Raw genomic sequence first — 16500 nt, 5'->3', positions numbered from 1 at the left:
ATGCGCTACGATCTCGGCTTCATCGATCTGGAGCAAAAGACCCTGCAACCCACAGACAACCCGTTTGGCCCCGGGTTGTAACCCATGTCTCCAGTACGACCTGTTACCTATGTGTCCGGTCCGGACACGCAAGGCGTTGGCGTCCCCGAGAGGATTCGAACCTCCGACCTACGGTTTAGGAAACCGGCGCTCTATCCTGCTGAGCTACGGGGACGCGGCACGCTCTGGACGCGGTCTCTATAGCAGAAAGCCCGGTCCGGAAACACCGTTCTACCGGTGCCCGCCGCCGGACAGCGCCTCGTTGGTGAGCTGGGAGAGCCGGGTCCGGGGCTGGCCGTCTTCGGTGAAGTTGCCGGGGCGGAGCCAGACCTCGAAGGCCGATTTCAGGGTCGGCCATTCGCGGTCGATGATCGAATACCAAGCGGTGTCGCGGTTCCTGCCCTTGTACATCGTCGCCTGGCGGAAGATGCCCTCGTAGCGGAAGCCGAGCCGGAGCGCCGCGCGGCGCGACGGCGCGTTCAAGGCATCGCATTTCCACTCGTAGCGCCGATAGCCCAATTCGTCGAAGGCGCGCCGCATCAGCAGATACATGGCTTCGGTCGCCGCCGAGGTCTTCTGCAGGGCGGGCGAGTAGTGGATATGCCCGACCTCGATCACGCCGACCTGGGCGTCGATCCGCAGATAGCTCGCGATCCCGACCGCCTTGCCGCTGGTGAGATCGACGATCGCATGGAACAGCGGGTCGGAGGATTTCGCCGCGGCATCGGCCCAGGCGCGATAGTCGGCGTAGTTGGCGAAGGGGCCATAGCCGAGATAGGTCCAGGTCTTTCCTTCCCTGTCCTCGACATTGGCCTCGTAGATCTCCGCCGCATGGCGCTCGGGGTCGAGGATCTCGATCCGGCAGAAGCGGCCTTCCAGGGCGGTGCGCGGCGGCTGGGCCCGCGGGGTCCAGTTCGGCACCGGAAAGCCGATCGGCTGGCCGAGATCGTTATGCAGCAGGTCCATGACAGCCGATTTCCCCGAAATCTTCCCCTTCGTCCCGCTTCGACTCTCCTCGGGTAAGGCCCGGAAAAGCAAGCGAAATTGCGCCGCGGCCCAGCCCTTGCCGTCCGTCTCGTTAATAACTGACTAGTCAGTTATTTATTGACTCGGGCCCGGCTTAGGCGCTTATTCCCGCCGATCGAAGGAGAGAGCGTTGAGGAAGCCCGCCATCAAGAAGCCCACCGCCCAGAAAGGCGCCGGCAGGAAGCAACCCGCGCCGCCGCGCCCGCGCTGGCGCCGCCGCGCCGAGGCGCGGCCGGCGGAGATACTGGACGCGGCGCTGACCGTGTTCAGCGCTCGCGGCTTCGCCGCGGCGAAGCTCGACGACGTGGCGAAGCAGGCGGGCGTCTCCAAGGGCACGCTCTACCTCTACTTCAAGAGCAAGGAGGCGCTGTTCGAGGCGATGGCTCTCGAACTGATGCGCGTGCCCGTGCTGGCGCAGCTCGAGACCATCGCCAAGGCCGAGACCGCAAGCGATGCCCTGCGCCAGCTGATCCAGTTCATGACCCGGATGCTGGATGACCCGCGGCGTTCCGCGCTGCCGAAAATGATCATCGCCGAATCCGCCGGCTTCCCGGAGCTGGCGCAGATCTGGCTGAAGAGCGTCATCCAACCGGTCCGGCAACGCCTGGTCCAGCTGATCGAGGCCGGCATCGCCGGCGGCGAGTTCCGCAAGGTCGACCCCTGGGAAACCACCAAGCTGGTGATCGCACCCTTCCTGCTGACCGCACTCTGGCGCAACACCTTCGAGCATCTCGACAACCGCCGTTTCGATTTCGCCGCGCTGCTGCGGCAACACGGCGAATTCCTGCTGCGCGGCCTCGCCGCCGACAAAAGAGGGGAGTGAGACGAATGCCCCGCCTGATGGTTCTCCTTGCCGCGCTGTTGCTGCTCGCCGGCTGCGACCGGCCGTCGAGCAGCGGTCTGCTCGGCTATGTCGAGGCCGATTACATCTACGCCGCCCCGGTCTCCGGCGGCCGCATCACGGAAGTCGCGGTGCAGCGCGGCGACAGCGTCGCTGCCGGCGCCAGGCTGTTTGCCCTGGATGCCTCCGACGAAACCGCGAAGCGCGACCAGGCCAAAGCCGCGTTGGACCAGGCAAAATCCAATCTTGCCGACCTCATGACCGGCGAACGGACGGAAGAGCTGGCGATCATCCAGGCCCAGCTCGACGCGGCCAAGGCTTCGATGACCCTCTCGGTGCCGCGGGTCGAGCGCCGGCGCAAGATGGTGACCAGCAAGATCGTCGGCGAGGAGGAGGTGGACGAGGCGGAATCGGCGCTGCTCGCCGACCGCGGCCATATCGCGGAATACACCGCGCGCCTCGCCGCCGCGAAGCTGCCGGCCCGCGCCGACCAGATCGCCGCCGCCGCGCATGCCGTGACCGAAGCCGAAGCCGCGCTCGCCGCGGCGCAATGGTCGCTGGACCAGCGCACGGTCGTCGCCTCGGCCGACGGCCGGATCGAGGACGTCTTCTTCCGCGCCGGCGAGGAGGTGAGTGCGGGCGCCGCCGTGCTGCAGCTCCTGCCGCCGCCGAACCTGAAGCTGCGCCTCTATGTGCCGGAGCCGCAGCTCGGCGCCTACAAGATCGGCCAGAAGCTCGACATCGCCTGCGACGGCTGCGCGGCGGGCCAGACCGCCACGGTCAGTTTCATCGCCACCAGCGCGGAATTCACCCCGCCGGTGATCTACAGCCGCGAGAGCCGCGCCAAGCTGGTCTACCTGATCGAGGCGCGTCCGGACGACACAGCGCAGCCCTGGCATCCCGGCCAGCCGATTGAAGCGAGTCCCGCGCCGTGACCGAGGCGATCATCGACGTAAGGGGTCTGACCAAGAGCTTCGAGGGGCGCGAGGTCGTCTCCGACCTCGACCTCACGGTCAACCGCGGCCAGATCTACGGCTTCCTCGGCCCGAACGGCAGCGGCAAGACCACCACCATCCGCATGCTCTGCGGGCTGCTTACCCCCGACGGCGGCACCGGCACCTGCCTCGGCTATGACATCCGCACCCAGGCCGACCAGATCAAGCGCCAGGTCGGCTACATGACCCAGAAGTTCGGCCTCTACGAGGACCTCACCATCCGCGAGAACCTGGTCTTCGTGGCGCGGGTCTATAGTCTCGACCGCATCGGCACCCGCGTCGACCAGGCGCTGGAGCGGCTCGGCCTCGCCGAACGCGCGAACCAGCTGGCCGGCAAGCTCTCCGGCGGCTGGAAGCAGCGCCTGGCGCTGGCCGCCTGCATCCTGCACGAGCCGAAGCTGCTGCTGCTGGACGAGCCGACCGCCGGCGTCGACCCCAAGGCGCGGCGCGACTTCTGGGACCAGATCCACACGCTGGCGCATCAGGGCCTGACCGTGCTGGTCAGCACCCATTACATGGACGAGGCCGAGCGCTGCCACGAGATCCTGTACATCGCTTACGGCAAGCTGCTGGCGCGCGGTACGGTCCCGCAGGTGATCGCCGCCGCTCATCTCTCCGCCTGGTCGGTCGAGCCGCGGCAGGGTGACGGCGCGGAGATTGCGGCGCTTTCCGCGCAGTTGCAGCAGCGCCCGGGCGTCGACATGGTGGCGCCCTTCGGTGCGTTGCTTCACGTTTGCGGCCGCGACGAAGCCGCGCTCGATGCCGCGACGGAGCAGGAGCGCGCCGACCCGAAGTTCCACTGGCGGCGCGTGGCGCCCAGCCTCGAGGACGTGTTCATCGACCTGATGGGCCGGGCCCCCGATAATTTCAAATGAGCGACAACTACCGATGAAGCTCTTCTCCCTCAACCGCTTCATCGCGGTCTTCATGAAGGAATTCGTGCAGATGCGGCGCGACCGCATCACCTTCGGCATGATGATCGGCGTACCGATGATGCAGCTGGTGCTGTTCGGCTACGCGATCAACTCCGATCCGAAGGACCTGCCGGCCGCCCTGGTGATGGGGGAGAACTCGACCTTCACCCGCTCGATCGTCTCGGCGATCGAGAACACCGACTATTTCCGCTTCCGCGACGCGCCGGTCACCGAACGCGAAGCCGATTGGATGCTTCGGACCGGCGAGATCCAGTTCGCGATCACCATCCCGCCGCATTTCAGCGACGACCTCATCCGCGGCCGGCGCCCAGCGGTCGCGGTCGAAGCCGATGCCACCGATCCGGTGGCGACAGTGAACGCGGTTTCGGCGCTCACCAATCTCGACCGCAGCGCGCTCCAGCACGATCTCAAAGGCCCGCTGGCGGGTCTCGCGCCGAACCCGACGCCTTTCGAGCTCCGCATCCAGCGCCGCTACAACGAGGAAGGCATCAGCCAGTACAACGTGGTCCCGGGGCTGATCGGCGTCGTGCTGACGATGACCATGATCATGATGACCGGCCTCGCCATGACCCGCGAGCGCGAGCGCGGCACGATGGAGAACCTGCTGGCCATGCCGGTCAGGCCCATCGAGGTGATGCTGGGCAAGATCGTGCCCTTCATCTTCGTCGGCTATGTCCAGGTCGCGATCATCCTGCTGGCGGCGAAATTCCTGTTCCAGGTGCCGTTCGAAGGCTCGCTGACGATCCTGAGCATCGCCGCCATCGCCTTCATCGCCGCCAACCTTGCCGTCGGTTTTACCTTCTCGACCTTGGCGACCAACCAGCTGCAGGCGATGCAGCTCTCGGTCTTCTTCTTCCTGCCCTCGTTGCTGCTGTCGGGCTTCATGTTCCCGTTCCGCGGCATGCCGGTCTGGGCGCAGTGGATCGGCGAGACCTTGCCGCTCTCGCATTTCCTGCGGATCATCCGCGGGGTGCTGCTGAAGGGCAATGGCTGGGTGGAGATCTGGCCGGAACTCTGGCCGATCCTGGTCTTCATGCTGCTGGTATCGGCGCTGGCGCTGCTGCGCTACCGTCGCACGCTGGATTGACGAACGGGTAAGCCGTTACCCGTTCGTCACTTCACCACGGTGACCGGGCAGGGCGCATGCGAAACCACCGCGGTCGCGACCGAGCCCAGGAACACCCGGGCGAGCTCGTTGGTCGTGCCGGTGCCGACGATCACGTGATCGGCCTTCTGCTTCTGGGCATAGGCGACGATCGCATCGGCGACGTTGCTGCCGCTGGCGATGACGCAGTCATAGTTTCCGAACTTGGCGCCCTTCGCCACCTTGGCCGCGGCGGCCAGCTGGGCATGCGATTGGGCTTCGGCGGCGGCGAGCAGGGTTGCGTCCCAGAAATAGGTTTTGCGCGACCGGGTCGGCACCACGTTGATGTTGAGGAAACAGAGTTGCGCGCCGGCCGACTTCGCAAGATCGACCGCACAGGCGGCCGCCCGGTCGGCGACTTTCGAGCCATCCACGGCGCAGACGTAAAGCTTGCCCATGATTACACCCATTCCTCTCGCAGCTGCGCGGTCCAGCCGCGCCGGCCGGAGGATAACGGGAGAGATCCCGCGCCCGCGTTGATCGAAATCAACCGGTCGCCGGTCAGCGCGTCGCTTTCACCACCGCGTCGCTGGCGGCGCCGGCGGGCGCGCGGGTCAGCACCGGGTCGGGTGCGGCGGTCAGCAGCAGGTTGACCGTGCGGTCATAGGCGTCCGGATCGAGCTTGCCCATCGGCCCCTTCTCGAGATCCAGCAGGTCATCCACAGTGTCGATCGCCTGCCGGAGCAGGATGGGATCGACCGCGGCAAACTTGGGATCGGCGCGCAGCAGATCGAAGGCGGCCTTGGGCGAGATATGCGCCAGCTGCCAGCCGCGCCGCGCCGCTTCCAGGAAGCGCGCAAAGGCCGCGACCCGCTCCGGCTGCGCGAGATCCGCCTCGCGCGCATAGAGCCCGTCTTCCAGGGTCGCCTGTCCGATCTCCTGGTAGCCGTAGGTCTTCAAGCCATCGAAGGCGATCTTCGCCGCGGCGAAGTCCAGGGGTGCCGCGTAGTTGAAGGTGGTGATGCAATCCGACTGGAAGCGCTGGAAGGATTGCAGCCCGTAATTCTGCCGCAGCACCGTGACGCTGCCCGGCCCGCCGAACGGGTTGAGGGCGAGCCCGGCGATCCAGGCATAGAACGAGCTCTCCAACCCGCCGAACCAGACCCCCACCACATGATTCTTCAAGTCGGCCGGCTCGGCGATCGACGGCCGGCAGACGACTTCCATCCCGGCCTTGCGGAAGATCTGCGCGACGTGGACCAGCTTGTCGCCGGCCTCGCGCCGCTTCAAGGCGATCGGCATCAGCTCCACCGCGAGATCGGCCTTGGCCTGCGCCAGGGCGTCGATCGACCGGCGGTCCGCGCCGGGCGCGGTCAAGGTCACCGCGACGCCCGCCGCCACGAAATAACCCTTCTCCTGGGCGAGATAGAAACCGACGGTGCGCGGCGACAGGCCTTCCGGCAGGGCCACGGTCAACGCCACGCTCTGCTCCGGGTCAGCCAGCGCCTCTTGCGCCAGAATCAGGGGCGCCAGAACCAGGCTCGCCAGCCCGAACAGGAAAATCCGTCTCAACATGCCGCGCCCTTGCCTTTCGATCCGCGCGAGACTACAGCCGGACCCAGGCAAATCAAGCAGACGGTTATTGAGCATGCAGTTGAGCCCGGACGCGGCGACCCGGATCGAGACAGTGGAGATGCATACCGGCGGCGAGCCGGTCAGGATCGTGACCTCGGGCTACCCGGCGATCGCGGGCGCGACCCTGCTGGACAAGCGCCGCTTCGCCCGGGAAAACCTCGACCGCTTCCGCAGCCTCATCATGTTCGAGCCGCGCGGGCATTACGACATGTATGGCGTGTTGCCGGTCGAGCCCGATCATCCGGAAGCCGACATGGCGGTGCTTTTCATCCACAACGAAGGCTACAGCACGATGTGCGGCCACGCGACCATCGCGCTCGGCCGCTACGCCTTCGATCGCGGCCTGATCAAGGCCGAGGGTGAGATCGCGCGTCTCAACCTGCAATGCCCCTGCGGCCTGGTACGTGTAAAGGTGGCGCTCGAGGGCGGCGCTCCCGCCGGGGTGAGCTTCGTCAGCGTGCCGGCCTTCGCCTTCGCGCTCGATCGGGATGTCGAGGTGCCGGGCTTTGGCAAGGTGACGCTCGACATCGGCTATGGCGGCGCCTTCTACGCCTTCCTGCCGGCGGCGCGCTTCGGCCTCGACGTGCGCAAGTCGCCGACCCGCGACCTGGTCGATGCCGCCGACCGCGTGACCAAGGCGGTGCAGGCGCAGGTGCAGCTCGACCATCCGGACTCGCCCGATCTCGCCTTCCTCTACGGCACCATCCTGACCGATGGCCAAACCGGCGCCACGCAAGATGGAGCCAGCGCCAACATCTGCGTCTTCGCCGAGCGCGAGGTCGACCGCTCGCCCACCGGCAGCGGCGTCACCGCGCGCATCGCGCTCGCTGTGGCGCGCGACCCGGCGCTGGCGTCGGCGCACTTTATTTTCGAGAGCGTCACCGGCAGCCGCTTCACCGGCCGCGTCGCCGAACAAACCAGCGCCGGCCGCTTCGCCGCGATCCGCGCCGAGGTGGCGGGGCGCGCCTATTACACCGGCCGCTCGGCCTTCACCGTCGAGCCCGACGATCCGCTGGCCGGCGGGTTCCTGCTCAAATGACTATGCAGCGCATATCCGTGATCGGCGCCGGCGCCTGGGGCACCGCGCTCGGTGTTCTGGCGCAGCGCGCCGGCTGCGAGACTCTGCTCTGGGTTCGCCGCGCCGAACAGGCCGCCGAGCTCGCGCGCGACCGCGAGAACACGACCTATCTTCCGGGCATCGCGCTCGATCCCGCCATCCGCATCGAGACCGATCTCGGCTGCGCGCTCGACGCCGATGCCGTGCTCTATGCCCAGCCGGCGCAGCATTTCCGCGGCTTTTGCCACAAGGCTGCGCCGCTCTGGAAGGGCGCCGCCCTGGTGATCACCGCCAAGGGTATCGAATGCGAGACCGGGGCGCTCCTGAACGAGATCGCGGCGGAGGCGCTCGCCGCGGCGCCGACCATCATCCTCTCCGGCCCGAGCTTCGCCGCGGAAGCGGCGCGCGGCCTGCCGACCGCGGTGGCCCTGGCGGGAGACCGCCCCGACCTGGTCGAGGCGCTGATGAACGCCCTGGCCCACGGCGCGTTTCGTCCTTACGGCTCGGACGACCCGATCGGCGTCGAGGTCGCGGGTGCGATCAAGAACGTGCTGGCGATTGCTTGCGGCATCGTGGTCGGCCGGGGCCTGGGCGAGAATGCGCGCGCCGCGCTGATCACCCGGGGCACCGCGGAAGTGGCGCGGCTCGCACTTGCAAAAGGCGGACGTGCCGAGACCCTGATGGGTCTCGCCGGCATCGGCGATCTCATCCTGACCGCGACCAGCCTCAAATCGCGCAACACCTCATTGGGCTTTGATCTCGGGCAAGGCAAGCTGCTCGCCGACATTCTTGCATCGCGCCGCAGCATCGCCGAAGGCGTGACCACCGCGGCCGCGGTCTCGACGCTCGCGGCCCGCATCGGCGTCGACATGCCGATCAGCTTCGCGGTCAATCGAATCCTAAAGGACGCGTCCAGCATCGACGACGAGATCCGCGGCTTGCTGTCCCGGCCGCTCAAGCACGAGTCGTAACGGCCAAACGGCGAGTCGCGCGTGTTTCTTTCCAGGAAAATTGATTTCAGGCTAGTAAACTCCCTTTACCGGTGATAAAAGACTTTTCCCATGCCCAGTTCTGCGAATCGCGAACTGGGACGGGCAAGAAATCCGATCGACCGGAATACCGGCGAACGGCGCGCCAGCCAAAGCTGCGCGGGAGGAAAGAGGGGAGAGCAAGATGGCGAACGACCTCGAGTCGCGCATCGACGCGATGTATTCCAGAGACCGTATCTTTGCTTGGGGCTTCGTGATCGCTCTCTGGGCGACCGTGCTCTTCGTGCTGCTGGCGGTCCGGGCCAATATCCCGAACCCCGCGGTCGAGACCGTCTGCTGGATCGCGGCGGCGGTGCTGCTGCTGTTCAACACCGCCTCGATCGGCGCCATGGTGCGCCATTACGGCCACGACAAGACCCACATCTACGGCACCGACATCAAACATCTCGACGCCGGTCGCTAGAGCGCAGGAGAGAGATCATGGCGCAGCGCTACAACCCGCCTCAGCAGAGCCGCGGCGGGCAGATTTTTGACGTCGTCCTTCTATTGGTCCTGGTCTTCGCCGCCTTGTGGCTGCCGCTCTGGCTGCAGATCGCGGTGCCGTCGCGGGTCGTGAAGGCGCCGACCGACGGGATCACCGTCAACACCACGACCGATGCCGACGGCGTCGAGACGGTCACCTTCTCCGGCGTGACCTGGGAAACCCTCGGCCAGAATCCCACCATGGCCGCGCAATGGGAAAAGCTCGGGCATACGCCGGAAACCGCCGTCGAGATCATCGCCCGGCCGTTCGAATACACCATCGACGTGATGGGCCTGGTGCTGACGGCGATCGTGATCCTCGGCTACTACGTCTTCGTGCTCTGGGCCTCGAAGAAAGAATACCGCGAAGTCATTCGCGAAAAATTCGAATAGGGGGCGGAAGCCATGTGGCAGATCTTGGAATACATCGCCTGGGGCTTGTCGGCGATCATGCTGCTCTGGATGGTGGCCGACGCCTGGAAGGTCGGGACTCAATATTCCGAAGAGCAGTTGCTGAGTTCGAAGGAAGGCGTGGACGAGCTCTTCGCCGCCGAGCAGAAGCGGGGGCACTGACATGGCCGACATCGCATCCACACAGCCGAAGGGCGCCAGCCTCAACCTGCTGAAGGTGCTGGGCCCAGTCCATGTCTGGGCGCTCGGCGTCGGCATCGTGCTGGTCGGCGAGTTCATGGGCTGGAATTACGCGGTCGGCAAGGGTGGCGCCTTCGGCGCGCTGATCGCCGCCTGGGTGATCGGCCTGCTCTACACTTGCGTCGCCATGATCGATTCCGAGGTGACCTCGACGGTCGCTGCGGCCGGCGGCCAGTATGCCCAGGCCAAGCACACGATCGGGCCGTTGATGGCCTTCAACGTCGGCCTCTACCTGGTGCTGGCCTATACCATGCTGGAAGCCGCCGACGTCCAGGTCGCCGGCCTCCTGGTGCAGATCGGCGTCAACCGCCTCAACCCGGCGGAGCCGCTCGGGATATACGGGCCGGACACCGATCACTTCTGGTGGGCCTTCACCGTCTTCACCCTGGTCTCGCTCGCCTGGTTGAACTATCGCGGCGTGTTCATGACCCTGACGGTGAACTTCATCATCACCGCGGCCGCGTTTGCTTCGATCCTGATCCTGTTCTTCGGCACCCTGTTCTCGACTGCGCTCGGCCATGCCGACGCCGCGCTGCTGCACCACGACCTGCTGACTCCGCTGCCCTATGGCTGGATCGGCGTGATCGCGGCGCTGCATTTCGGCATCTGGTACTATCTCGGCATCGAGGGCACCTGCCAGGCCGCCGAAGAAGTCCGCTCGCCGGGCCGCGCCTTGCCGCTCGGCACCATGACCGGCATCATCACCCTGCTGATCGCCGCGGCACTCACCTGGTACATCGCCTGCGGGCTGCTGCCCTGGGAATATGTCGGCTGGGATCTTGAACTGGCGCCGCTCTACGACGCAGCGAAGATCATCAACTGGCCGACCATGGAGATCATCCTCTTCATCGGCACCCTGTTCTCGGCGATCGCCTCGGCCAATGGCTGCATCAACGACGCGGCGCGCGCCTGGTTCTCCATGGGCCGCGATCGCTATCTGCCGGCCTGGTTCGGCGCGGTGCACCCGCGGTACCGCACGCCGTTCCGGGCGATCATCTTCCTGATCCCGATCGCGGCGATCTTCGCGCTCAAGGTTCCGCTGGCCCAGATCATCACCTTCTCGATCTTGTCCGGCCTGCTGAACTACACCTTCATGCCGATCAACATCTGGCTGTTCCGCAAATACTGGCCGGTCGGCACGATCCGCCGCGGCTTCGAGCACCCGTTCCACCCGATCCCGGCGATCGTGCTGCTGGTGCTCTGCATCACCACCATGTTCGCGGTCTATCTCGGCTATGGCCGCCAGCTCCTGGCGATGATGGCCTTCTACTGGATCGTCTCGCTGTGGTTCCACCTGTTCCGCTACAAATACGTCCGGCGCGCCGATCAGTTCACCATGAACTGGCCGAAGCCCCAGGGCTATTGATCGCGGTCCTATGCGTAACGAAGGCCGGGCATTTGCCCGGCCTTTTGCTATGATGGCTCCATGCGCATCGACGTTCTCATAGCCTGTCTCGCGGCGCTCGCGGTCCTGGCCTGGATCTACCGCCGCGACAAGCGCCGCTTCGAGGGCGAGCGCGCTCAATTGTTTGAGGACGTGCGCGGCCTGCTCGGCGACGCCGAAATCAGCCGCGCCGCCAACGAGTATCCGAAGCTGCGCGGCCGCTACCGCGGCTATGAAGTGACGGTCGATGCCATCGTCGACCACATCGCCGTGCGCAAGCTGCCCTCGCTCTGGCTGCGCGTCACCCTGCTGGCCGACCTGCCGGTGCCCGGACCCTGCGATGTCATGGCCCGCGCCCACAACGTCGAATTCTTCTCGCCGCACGGCGATTTCAACCACGTTCTGAAGCTGCCCGCCGGCTGGCCCGATCACCTGACGGTGAAATGCGAGGATCCCGACGCGATGCCGCCCGAACACATCCTCACCCGGCATATCGGCGTGTTCGACGACCTGCGGATGAAGGAGCTGCTGGTGACCCCGCGCGGCGTGCGCCTGGTCCGCCAGGCGGCGCAGGGCTCCCGCGCCGAATACCTGGTGCTGCGCCAAGCGCTGTTCGGGCCGGTGCGCATTCCCCGCCAGCAGCTCGCCGCCATGCTCGACGCTGCGATCGCGCTGGCAGAGGACCTGAAGCAACCCGCCGCGCCGCACAGCAACGGAGCCGCCGCATGAGCGAATCCACGCCAGAGACCCGCGCGCCCATGCATCCCTATCTGGTCTTGCTGATCGCGGCCCTGGCGCCGGGCAGCGGGCACTGGGCGGTCGGCAACGTCCAGCGCGGCGTGATGTTCGCCTGGTTCATGTTCATCCTCGGCTGGATCACCTGGCGGATCACCGGACCGGAGGTGAGCCCGATCGGCAAGCTCTCCGGTGGCCTCATCATCTACGCGGTCTCGGTCCTGGATGCCTATCGCATCGCGCGCTTCCGCTGGACCCGCTTTCACGCCGGCCGCGGCACCGGCGCCTAGACTAGGCAGCCCGCAAGGTGAAGTGGAAGGCCGCGCCTTCCTGCCCGGCGTCCTTGCCGACCCAGAGCCTTCCGCCATGCGCCTCGATGATCGTGTGTGAAATCGCCAGGCCCATCCCCATGCCCTCGGGTTTGGTGGTGAACAGCGGATCGAAGATTCGGTGGACGATGGTGCCGGGCACGCCCGGGCCTGAATCCCGAACGCAGACTTCCACTTCGCCCTTGGCCAGGTCGGCGCGGGCTTCGATGACGATCTGCCGCGCATCGGCCGGGCGGGATTGAACCGCCTGTATGCCGTTCATCAGCAGGTTGAGCAGCACCTGCGAGAGATGGATTGAATCGCCCGAGACCAGCGGCAGCCCCGGCGGAATGCCCAACTGCAGCGCGACGCTCTTGGCCTTCGCCTCGGCTTCGGCGAGCGAGACCGCGTTCTTGACGGCGTCCTCGACCCGGATCGGGTTGAGCTCGATGGCGCGCTGTTTGAAGAGCTGCCGGATCCGCTTGATGATATCGATGGCGCGGTCGTTGTCGTTATCGACGTCGTTCAGGATCGCCGCGAGTTCGGCGGTATCGGGCGGCGCCTGCTTCAGCCGCTTCAGTGCTGCGCCCAGGTTCAGGGACATGGCACTCATCGGCTGCGAGAGCTCGTGGCTCAGCGCCGATGCCAGCCGCCCCAGCAGGTTGATCCGCTCGATCTGCGCCAGCTGGCTGCGCAGCTCAGCCGCCTCCAGCCGTGCCCGCCGGCTCAGCACGAAATCGTGCACCGAGACGTAGCCCATGATCAGCAGCGCGCCGAGGAACCAGGGGATGTTCGAGATCGGTCCTCCGAGCACGCCGAAAATGACCAGCTGGCCGTAGAGGATGGTGAGGAGCATCGGCAGCCCCTCGGCCAGCCCGACCGCGAGCGCCCTGCGCCGCTGCTCGGCGCCACCTTTGCGCCAGCAGCGGACTGCGGCGCTCATGACATAGAGGAACAGCAGCAACAGGCTCAGCACGGCGATCGACTGCAGGCCGCGGCGCGGCACCGCGTGCTCGATCGCGGACACCTGGGCGCCCAGCACCGACACGAAATGGACGCTCTCGATGCTCGAGAAGTGATAGTTCGGCTGCAGCAGGAAATTGGCGATGAAGATGAAACTGCGGGTCAGGACGACACCCCACATCAGCCACTTCGTGCTGCTTTCAAGATAGAAGTGGACGAAGAACACCTGCGCGACCAGAGCCGGAAACAGCGGCAGGTGGTACCAGCGGATCCAGGCGCCGAATTCCTCCGGCGTCCGGGCATGCATCAGGCCGAGCTCGACATAGGCCGCGGCGGCGGTGGAGATGCCGAGGATGCAGAGCATCAGGCTGGCGGTGTCGCGCCGGTCCATCAGCCACATCAGGCCGCACAATACCGCCAGCACCATGGCGGCGGCCGCGGCCGCGGACCAGAGGACGATGACGCTTTCCATCGACGATGCCTTGTCCCCGTCCGGCTCGCGCGCGGTCCGGCTAGCCGGTGATGCGCGGAATCCGGAATGACCGGATGGTGGGAAACAATCCCGCACCTGTCAATCCGCCCCGCGCCGGTTGCAAGCCCGAGGATGCGGCGCCGGGTCTGCACCCGCGCGGGGCCGCAGCAAATCTGCTAGACTCCGACCCGTCGACTCGCAATCGCAAGCCCGCATTGGCATGGCCGATCAGAAGATCCTCTGCGCAACCGACGGCTCGGCGCCTTCCGAGAAAGCCGTGATTCAAGCCATCCAATGGGCGGGACAACTCAATCAGCCCCTGGCTTTCATCACCGTCACCGACGGGCCGGACCTGAAATACATCAGCTGGGACGAGGCGAAGATCGCGGCCAAGGATCTGCCGGTCGATAAGCCGCTGCTGATGGCACTGGAACGCGCGCTGCGGGACGGTTTGAAACGCGTCACCTGCGTGCGCGCCATGAGTTCCGACATCGCGTCGGCGGTAGTGACCTATGCCGAGAAGAACGGCTACCACCACATCATCGCCGGCAGCGTGGGCCGCACCGGGATCAAACGCCATCTGGTCGGCTCGGTCGCCGAGGACATCGTCACCCGCGCCCATTGCCCGGTCACGATCGTCCGCTAGGTGGGCCAGTCAGCTTTCTGACCAAACGGATACCGTTCCTAGTTCAGTCGCAACCAATTCAATACCAAAATTGAATGATTGTGCTGGATTGGGCGGTCATTTTGTCGCATCATAGTCACACGTGCTTCGATGACTGGTCGGCGAGGGGGAAGGTCGCTTGGCTGAGTTACCATCGGTGCCTTGGACCGATTCAATCGGTTGCCGGCCGCATGACGGGCCGCGGCAGTCCTGGTGCTGCCTTCTCCATCTTTTGGACAAGACCGTGACGTGAGTTGCGACCCCGGAGGCGAGAGCCGTTCCGGGGTCTTTGCTTTTTGCAAAGATTCAGCCCCGCCGCGGCCGGTCACCGCCCCGGGGGCGAGACCCAAACGAAGACCATTTGAACGAGGGAGTGTTCGATGACGGCGATTACCGAAGGGTCAGGCGCCAACCTGCACCGCACGATTGATTGGAAGGGGGCATTCTGGGTTGCGAGCGGCGTCCCCGCGCTCGTCCTGTTCTCGATCGGCGGCATCGCCGGCACGGTCGGCATCCCCGCCTATGCGGTCTGGATCGTGTCGATGCTGATGGGTTTCATCCAATCCTTCACCTACGCCGAGATCGCCGGCCTATTCCCCAACAAGTCGGGCGGCGCCTCGGTCTATGGCGCCGCGGCCTGGCTGAAATACGGCAAGTTCATCGCGCCGCTCTCGGTCTGGTGCAACTGGTTCGCCTGGTCGCCGGTGCTCTCGCTCGGTTCGGCCATCGCCGCCGGTTACATCATGGATGCTTTCGAGCATGCGCCGGCTGCTGAAGCCATCGCTGCAAAGATCGCCGAAATGACGGCTGCCGGAACGCCGGTTGACGAAGCCGGAGCGACCGCCCTTCTGATGCCGCTGCACAACTGGTCGGCCCTCAGCTTCAGCATTCCGGGCCTGGTTGATATCTCGTTCGGTGCCACCTTCATTATCGGTGCCATCCTGATGCTGATCGCCTTCGCCATTCAGCACCGTGGCATTCTCGGCACTGCCAAGGTGCAGACCGTGGTCGGACTGGTGATCGTGATCACCTTGCTGATCGTCGGCTTGGTGCCGTTCTTTAACGGCAACTTCCATTCCGAGAACTTCTCGCCCTTCGTTCCGCTGGCGGCGGCTTATGCGCCGGAGCCCGGCGCCTGGAACATCACCGGCTGGACCTTGGTTCTGGGCGGCATGTTCATCGCCGCCTGGTCGACCTACGGTTTCGAGACCGCGGTTTGCTACACCAGCGAGTTCAAGAATCCGGAAACCGACACCTTCAAGGCGATCTTCTATTCCGGCCTGCTCGCCATGCTGCTCTTCATCCTGGTGCCGATCACCTTCCAGGGTTATCTGGGGCTGACCGGTATGCTGGATGGCGGCATCGTGGCCGGCACCGGCGTCGCCTCGGCGATGGCGGACATGGTCGGCGGCACCGGCGCTGGAATCCACTACCTGATGGTCGCGCTGATGATCGCCTCGCTGATCCTGATCATCATCACGGCGATGGCGGGTTCTTCCCGCACCCTCTACCAGGGTTCCGTGGATGGCTGGCTGCCGAAGTATCTTAGCCACGTCAACCACAACGGCGCGCCGACCGGAGCGATGTGGACGGATCTTGGTTTCAACCTGATCCTGCTCACGTTCGCCGCCTCGGACGCCACCGCCTATTACTTCATCCTGGCGGTTTCGAACTGCGGCTACATCATCTTCAACTTCCTGAACCTCAACGCCGGCTGGATCCATCGCATGGATGCAGGTCATGTGAAGCGCCCCTACAAGGCGCCGACCATCATCCTCGCCCTGGGCGCGATCTTCGCTTACGTGAACGCAATGTTCATGGGGGCGGGTGCCAAGGTCTGGAACCCGAACGCACTCTGGTGGGGCTTGGCCTTCGCGGCGCTGATCTTCCCGGTCTTTGCCTTCCGCCACTATGTCCAGGACGGCGGCAAGTTCCCGGCGCGGATGCTGGCGGATCTCGGCGTCAAGGATGAGCACGGACTCGGCGAGAAGCGCGCCGGCGTCCTGCCCTACGTGACCCTGGCCGGCGGCATCGCCGTCGTGCTGATCTCGAACTGGATCTTCACGCTCTAGCTGTCGTTGCTATAGAGGTTGTTCACCCGGGCCGACCGGAGGAAGCTGGTTGTTGCGAAGCAAACAGCGTCTTTCTGGGGGCCCGGATGAACGTGCATAAGAATGCGCGCACCACCCCGTTCAGTCGA

The 16500-nt window shown here is 65.6% G+C and carries 18 protein-coding genes and 1 tRNA gene; 14 read left to right on the top strand and 5 right to left on the bottom strand.

Translation table 11 applies throughout. From position 1 onward, the window contains the following. Positions 1 to 137 precede the first annotated feature (137 nt). Both ACH2CY_RS28210 and ACH2CY_RS28205 read right to left on the bottom strand, forming a co-directional pair. A tRNA-Arg gene (locus ACH2CY_RS28210) sits at positions 138 to 214 on the bottom strand. A gap of 56 nt (positions 215 to 270) precedes the next feature. Further along, positions 271 to 1005 (bottom strand): GNAT family N-acetyltransferase, encoded by a 735-nt coding sequence (locus ACH2CY_RS28205; protein WP_395023372.1) that lies wholly within the window; start codon positions 1003 to 1005, stop codon positions 271 to 273. A gap of 190 nt (positions 1006 to 1195) precedes the next feature. Here ACH2CY_RS28205 and ACH2CY_RS28200 point away from each other — a divergent pair, with 190 nt between their 5' ends. Genes ACH2CY_RS28200 through ACH2CY_RS28185 form a run of 4 tightly spaced genes read left to right on the top strand, consistent with a single transcriptional unit; the run spans position 1196 to position 4923 of the window. Next, positions 1196 to 1888: a TetR/AcrR family transcriptional regulator gene (locus ACH2CY_RS28200; RefSeq protein WP_395023370.1), complete on the top strand. Its 693-nt coding sequence runs from the start codon at positions 1196 to 1198 to the stop codon at positions 1886 to 1888. A gap of 5 nt (positions 1889 to 1893) precedes the next feature. After that, on the top strand, positions 1894 to 2841 hold the full coding sequence (locus ACH2CY_RS28195; protein ID WP_395023368.1) for an HlyD family secretion protein: 948 nt from the start codon (positions 1894 to 1896) through the stop codon (positions 2839 to 2841). Further along, a complete protein-coding gene (locus ACH2CY_RS28190; RefSeq protein WP_395023366.1) occupies positions 2838 to 3776 on the top strand; it encodes an ABC transporter ATP-binding protein in 939 nt (312 codons plus the stop codon). Before ACH2CY_RS28195 ends, ACH2CY_RS28190 begins: the two co-directional genes overlap by 4 nt. Before the next feature lie 13 nt (positions 3777 to 3789). Continuing rightward, a complete protein-coding gene (locus tag ACH2CY_RS28185) occupies positions 3790 to 4923 on the top strand; it encodes an ABC transporter permease (protein ID WP_395023365.1) in 1134 nt (377 codons plus the stop codon). A gap of 26 nt (positions 4924 to 4949) precedes the next feature. Here the strand turns inward: ACH2CY_RS28185 and ACH2CY_RS28180 are convergent, their stop codons facing one another. Next, entirely contained in the window at positions 4950 to 5378 is a 429-nt protein-coding gene (locus ACH2CY_RS28180; RefSeq protein WP_395023364.1) for a universal stress protein, read from the bottom strand. A gap of 103 nt (positions 5379 to 5481) precedes the next feature. Then, positions 5482 to 6495: an ABC transporter substrate-binding protein gene (locus tag ACH2CY_RS28175; RefSeq protein ID WP_395023363.1), complete on the bottom strand. Its 1014-nt coding sequence runs from the start codon at positions 6493 to 6495 to the stop codon at positions 5482 to 5484. Between the two features lie 73 nt (positions 6496 to 6568). Between ACH2CY_RS28175 and ACH2CY_RS28170 the strand changes: the two genes are divergently transcribed. From ACH2CY_RS28170 to ACH2CY_RS28135, 8 genes are all read left to right on the top strand, one after another. Next, complete coding sequence (locus tag ACH2CY_RS28170) at positions 6569 to 7594, top strand: proline racemase family protein (RefSeq protein ID WP_395023373.1); 1026 nt, start codon at positions 6569 to 6571, stop codon at positions 7592 to 7594. Then, entirely contained in the window at positions 7591 to 8583 is a 993-nt protein-coding gene (locus ACH2CY_RS28165; RefSeq protein WP_395023362.1) for an NAD(P)H-dependent glycerol-3-phosphate dehydrogenase, read from the top strand. Before ACH2CY_RS28170 ends, ACH2CY_RS28165 begins: the two co-directional genes overlap by 4 nt. Positions 8584 to 8785: 202 nt before the next feature. Next, positions 8786 to 9064: a hypothetical protein gene (locus ACH2CY_RS28160; protein WP_395023361.1), complete on the top strand. Its 279-nt coding sequence runs from the start codon at positions 8786 to 8788 to the stop codon at positions 9062 to 9064. A gap of 17 nt (positions 9065 to 9081) precedes the next feature. Then, a complete protein-coding gene (locus ACH2CY_RS28155; RefSeq protein WP_395023359.1) occupies positions 9082 to 9516 on the top strand; it encodes a hypothetical protein in 435 nt (144 codons plus the stop codon). Between the two features lie 12 nt (positions 9517 to 9528). After that, the gene (locus ACH2CY_RS28150) at positions 9529 to 9696 is read left to right on the top strand and encodes a hypothetical protein (protein ID WP_395023358.1); all 168 of its coding nucleotides are present in this window, start codon (positions 9529 to 9531) and stop codon (positions 9694 to 9696) included. A 1-nt stretch (position 9697) separates the two neighbouring features. After that, positions 9698 to 11140, top strand: a complete 1443-nt coding sequence (locus ACH2CY_RS28145; RefSeq protein ID WP_395023356.1) for an APC family permease — start codon at positions 9698 to 9700, stop codon at positions 11138 to 11140. A 60-nt stretch (positions 11141 to 11200) separates the two neighbouring features. After that, positions 11201 to 11887 (top strand): hypothetical protein, encoded by a 687-nt coding sequence (locus ACH2CY_RS28140; protein WP_395023355.1) that lies wholly within the window; start codon positions 11201 to 11203, stop codon positions 11885 to 11887. After that, the gene (locus tag ACH2CY_RS28135; RefSeq protein ID WP_395023354.1) at positions 11884 to 12183 is read left to right on the top strand and encodes a hypothetical protein; all 300 of its coding nucleotides are present in this window, start codon (positions 11884 to 11886) and stop codon (positions 12181 to 12183) included. Before ACH2CY_RS28140 ends, ACH2CY_RS28135 begins: the two co-directional genes overlap by 4 nt. 1 nt (position 12184) lies before the next feature. On the opposite strand, the gene ACH2CY_RS28130 is transcribed toward ACH2CY_RS28135, so the two are convergent. After that, the gene (locus ACH2CY_RS28130) at positions 12185 to 13636 is read right to left on the bottom strand and encodes a sensor histidine kinase (protein ID WP_395023352.1); all 1452 of its coding nucleotides are present in this window, start codon (positions 13634 to 13636) and stop codon (positions 12185 to 12187) included. 220 nt (positions 13637 to 13856) lie between these two features. Between ACH2CY_RS28130 and ACH2CY_RS28125 the strand changes: the two genes are divergently transcribed. Both ACH2CY_RS28125 and ACH2CY_RS28120 read left to right on the top strand, forming a co-directional pair. Then, entirely contained in the window at positions 13857 to 14282 is a 426-nt protein-coding gene (locus ACH2CY_RS28125) for a universal stress protein (RefSeq protein ID WP_395023351.1), read from the top strand. A gap of 398 nt (positions 14283 to 14680) precedes the next feature. Then, positions 14681 to 16372, top strand: coding sequence for an APC family permease (locus tag ACH2CY_RS28120; protein ID WP_395023350.1), 1692 nt, complete (start codon positions 14681 to 14683; stop codon positions 16370 to 16372). The last annotated feature ends 128 nt before the right edge of the window (positions 16373 to 16500 follow it).

The organism is Dongia sp., assembly GCF_041905885.1.
In the GTDB taxonomy this organism is placed as follows: domain Bacteria; phylum Pseudomonadota; class Alphaproteobacteria; order Dongiales; family Dongiaceae; genus Dongia.
Note: the sequence above shows the minus strand (reverse complement) of the source record. Positions and strands in the feature narration are given on the sequence as shown.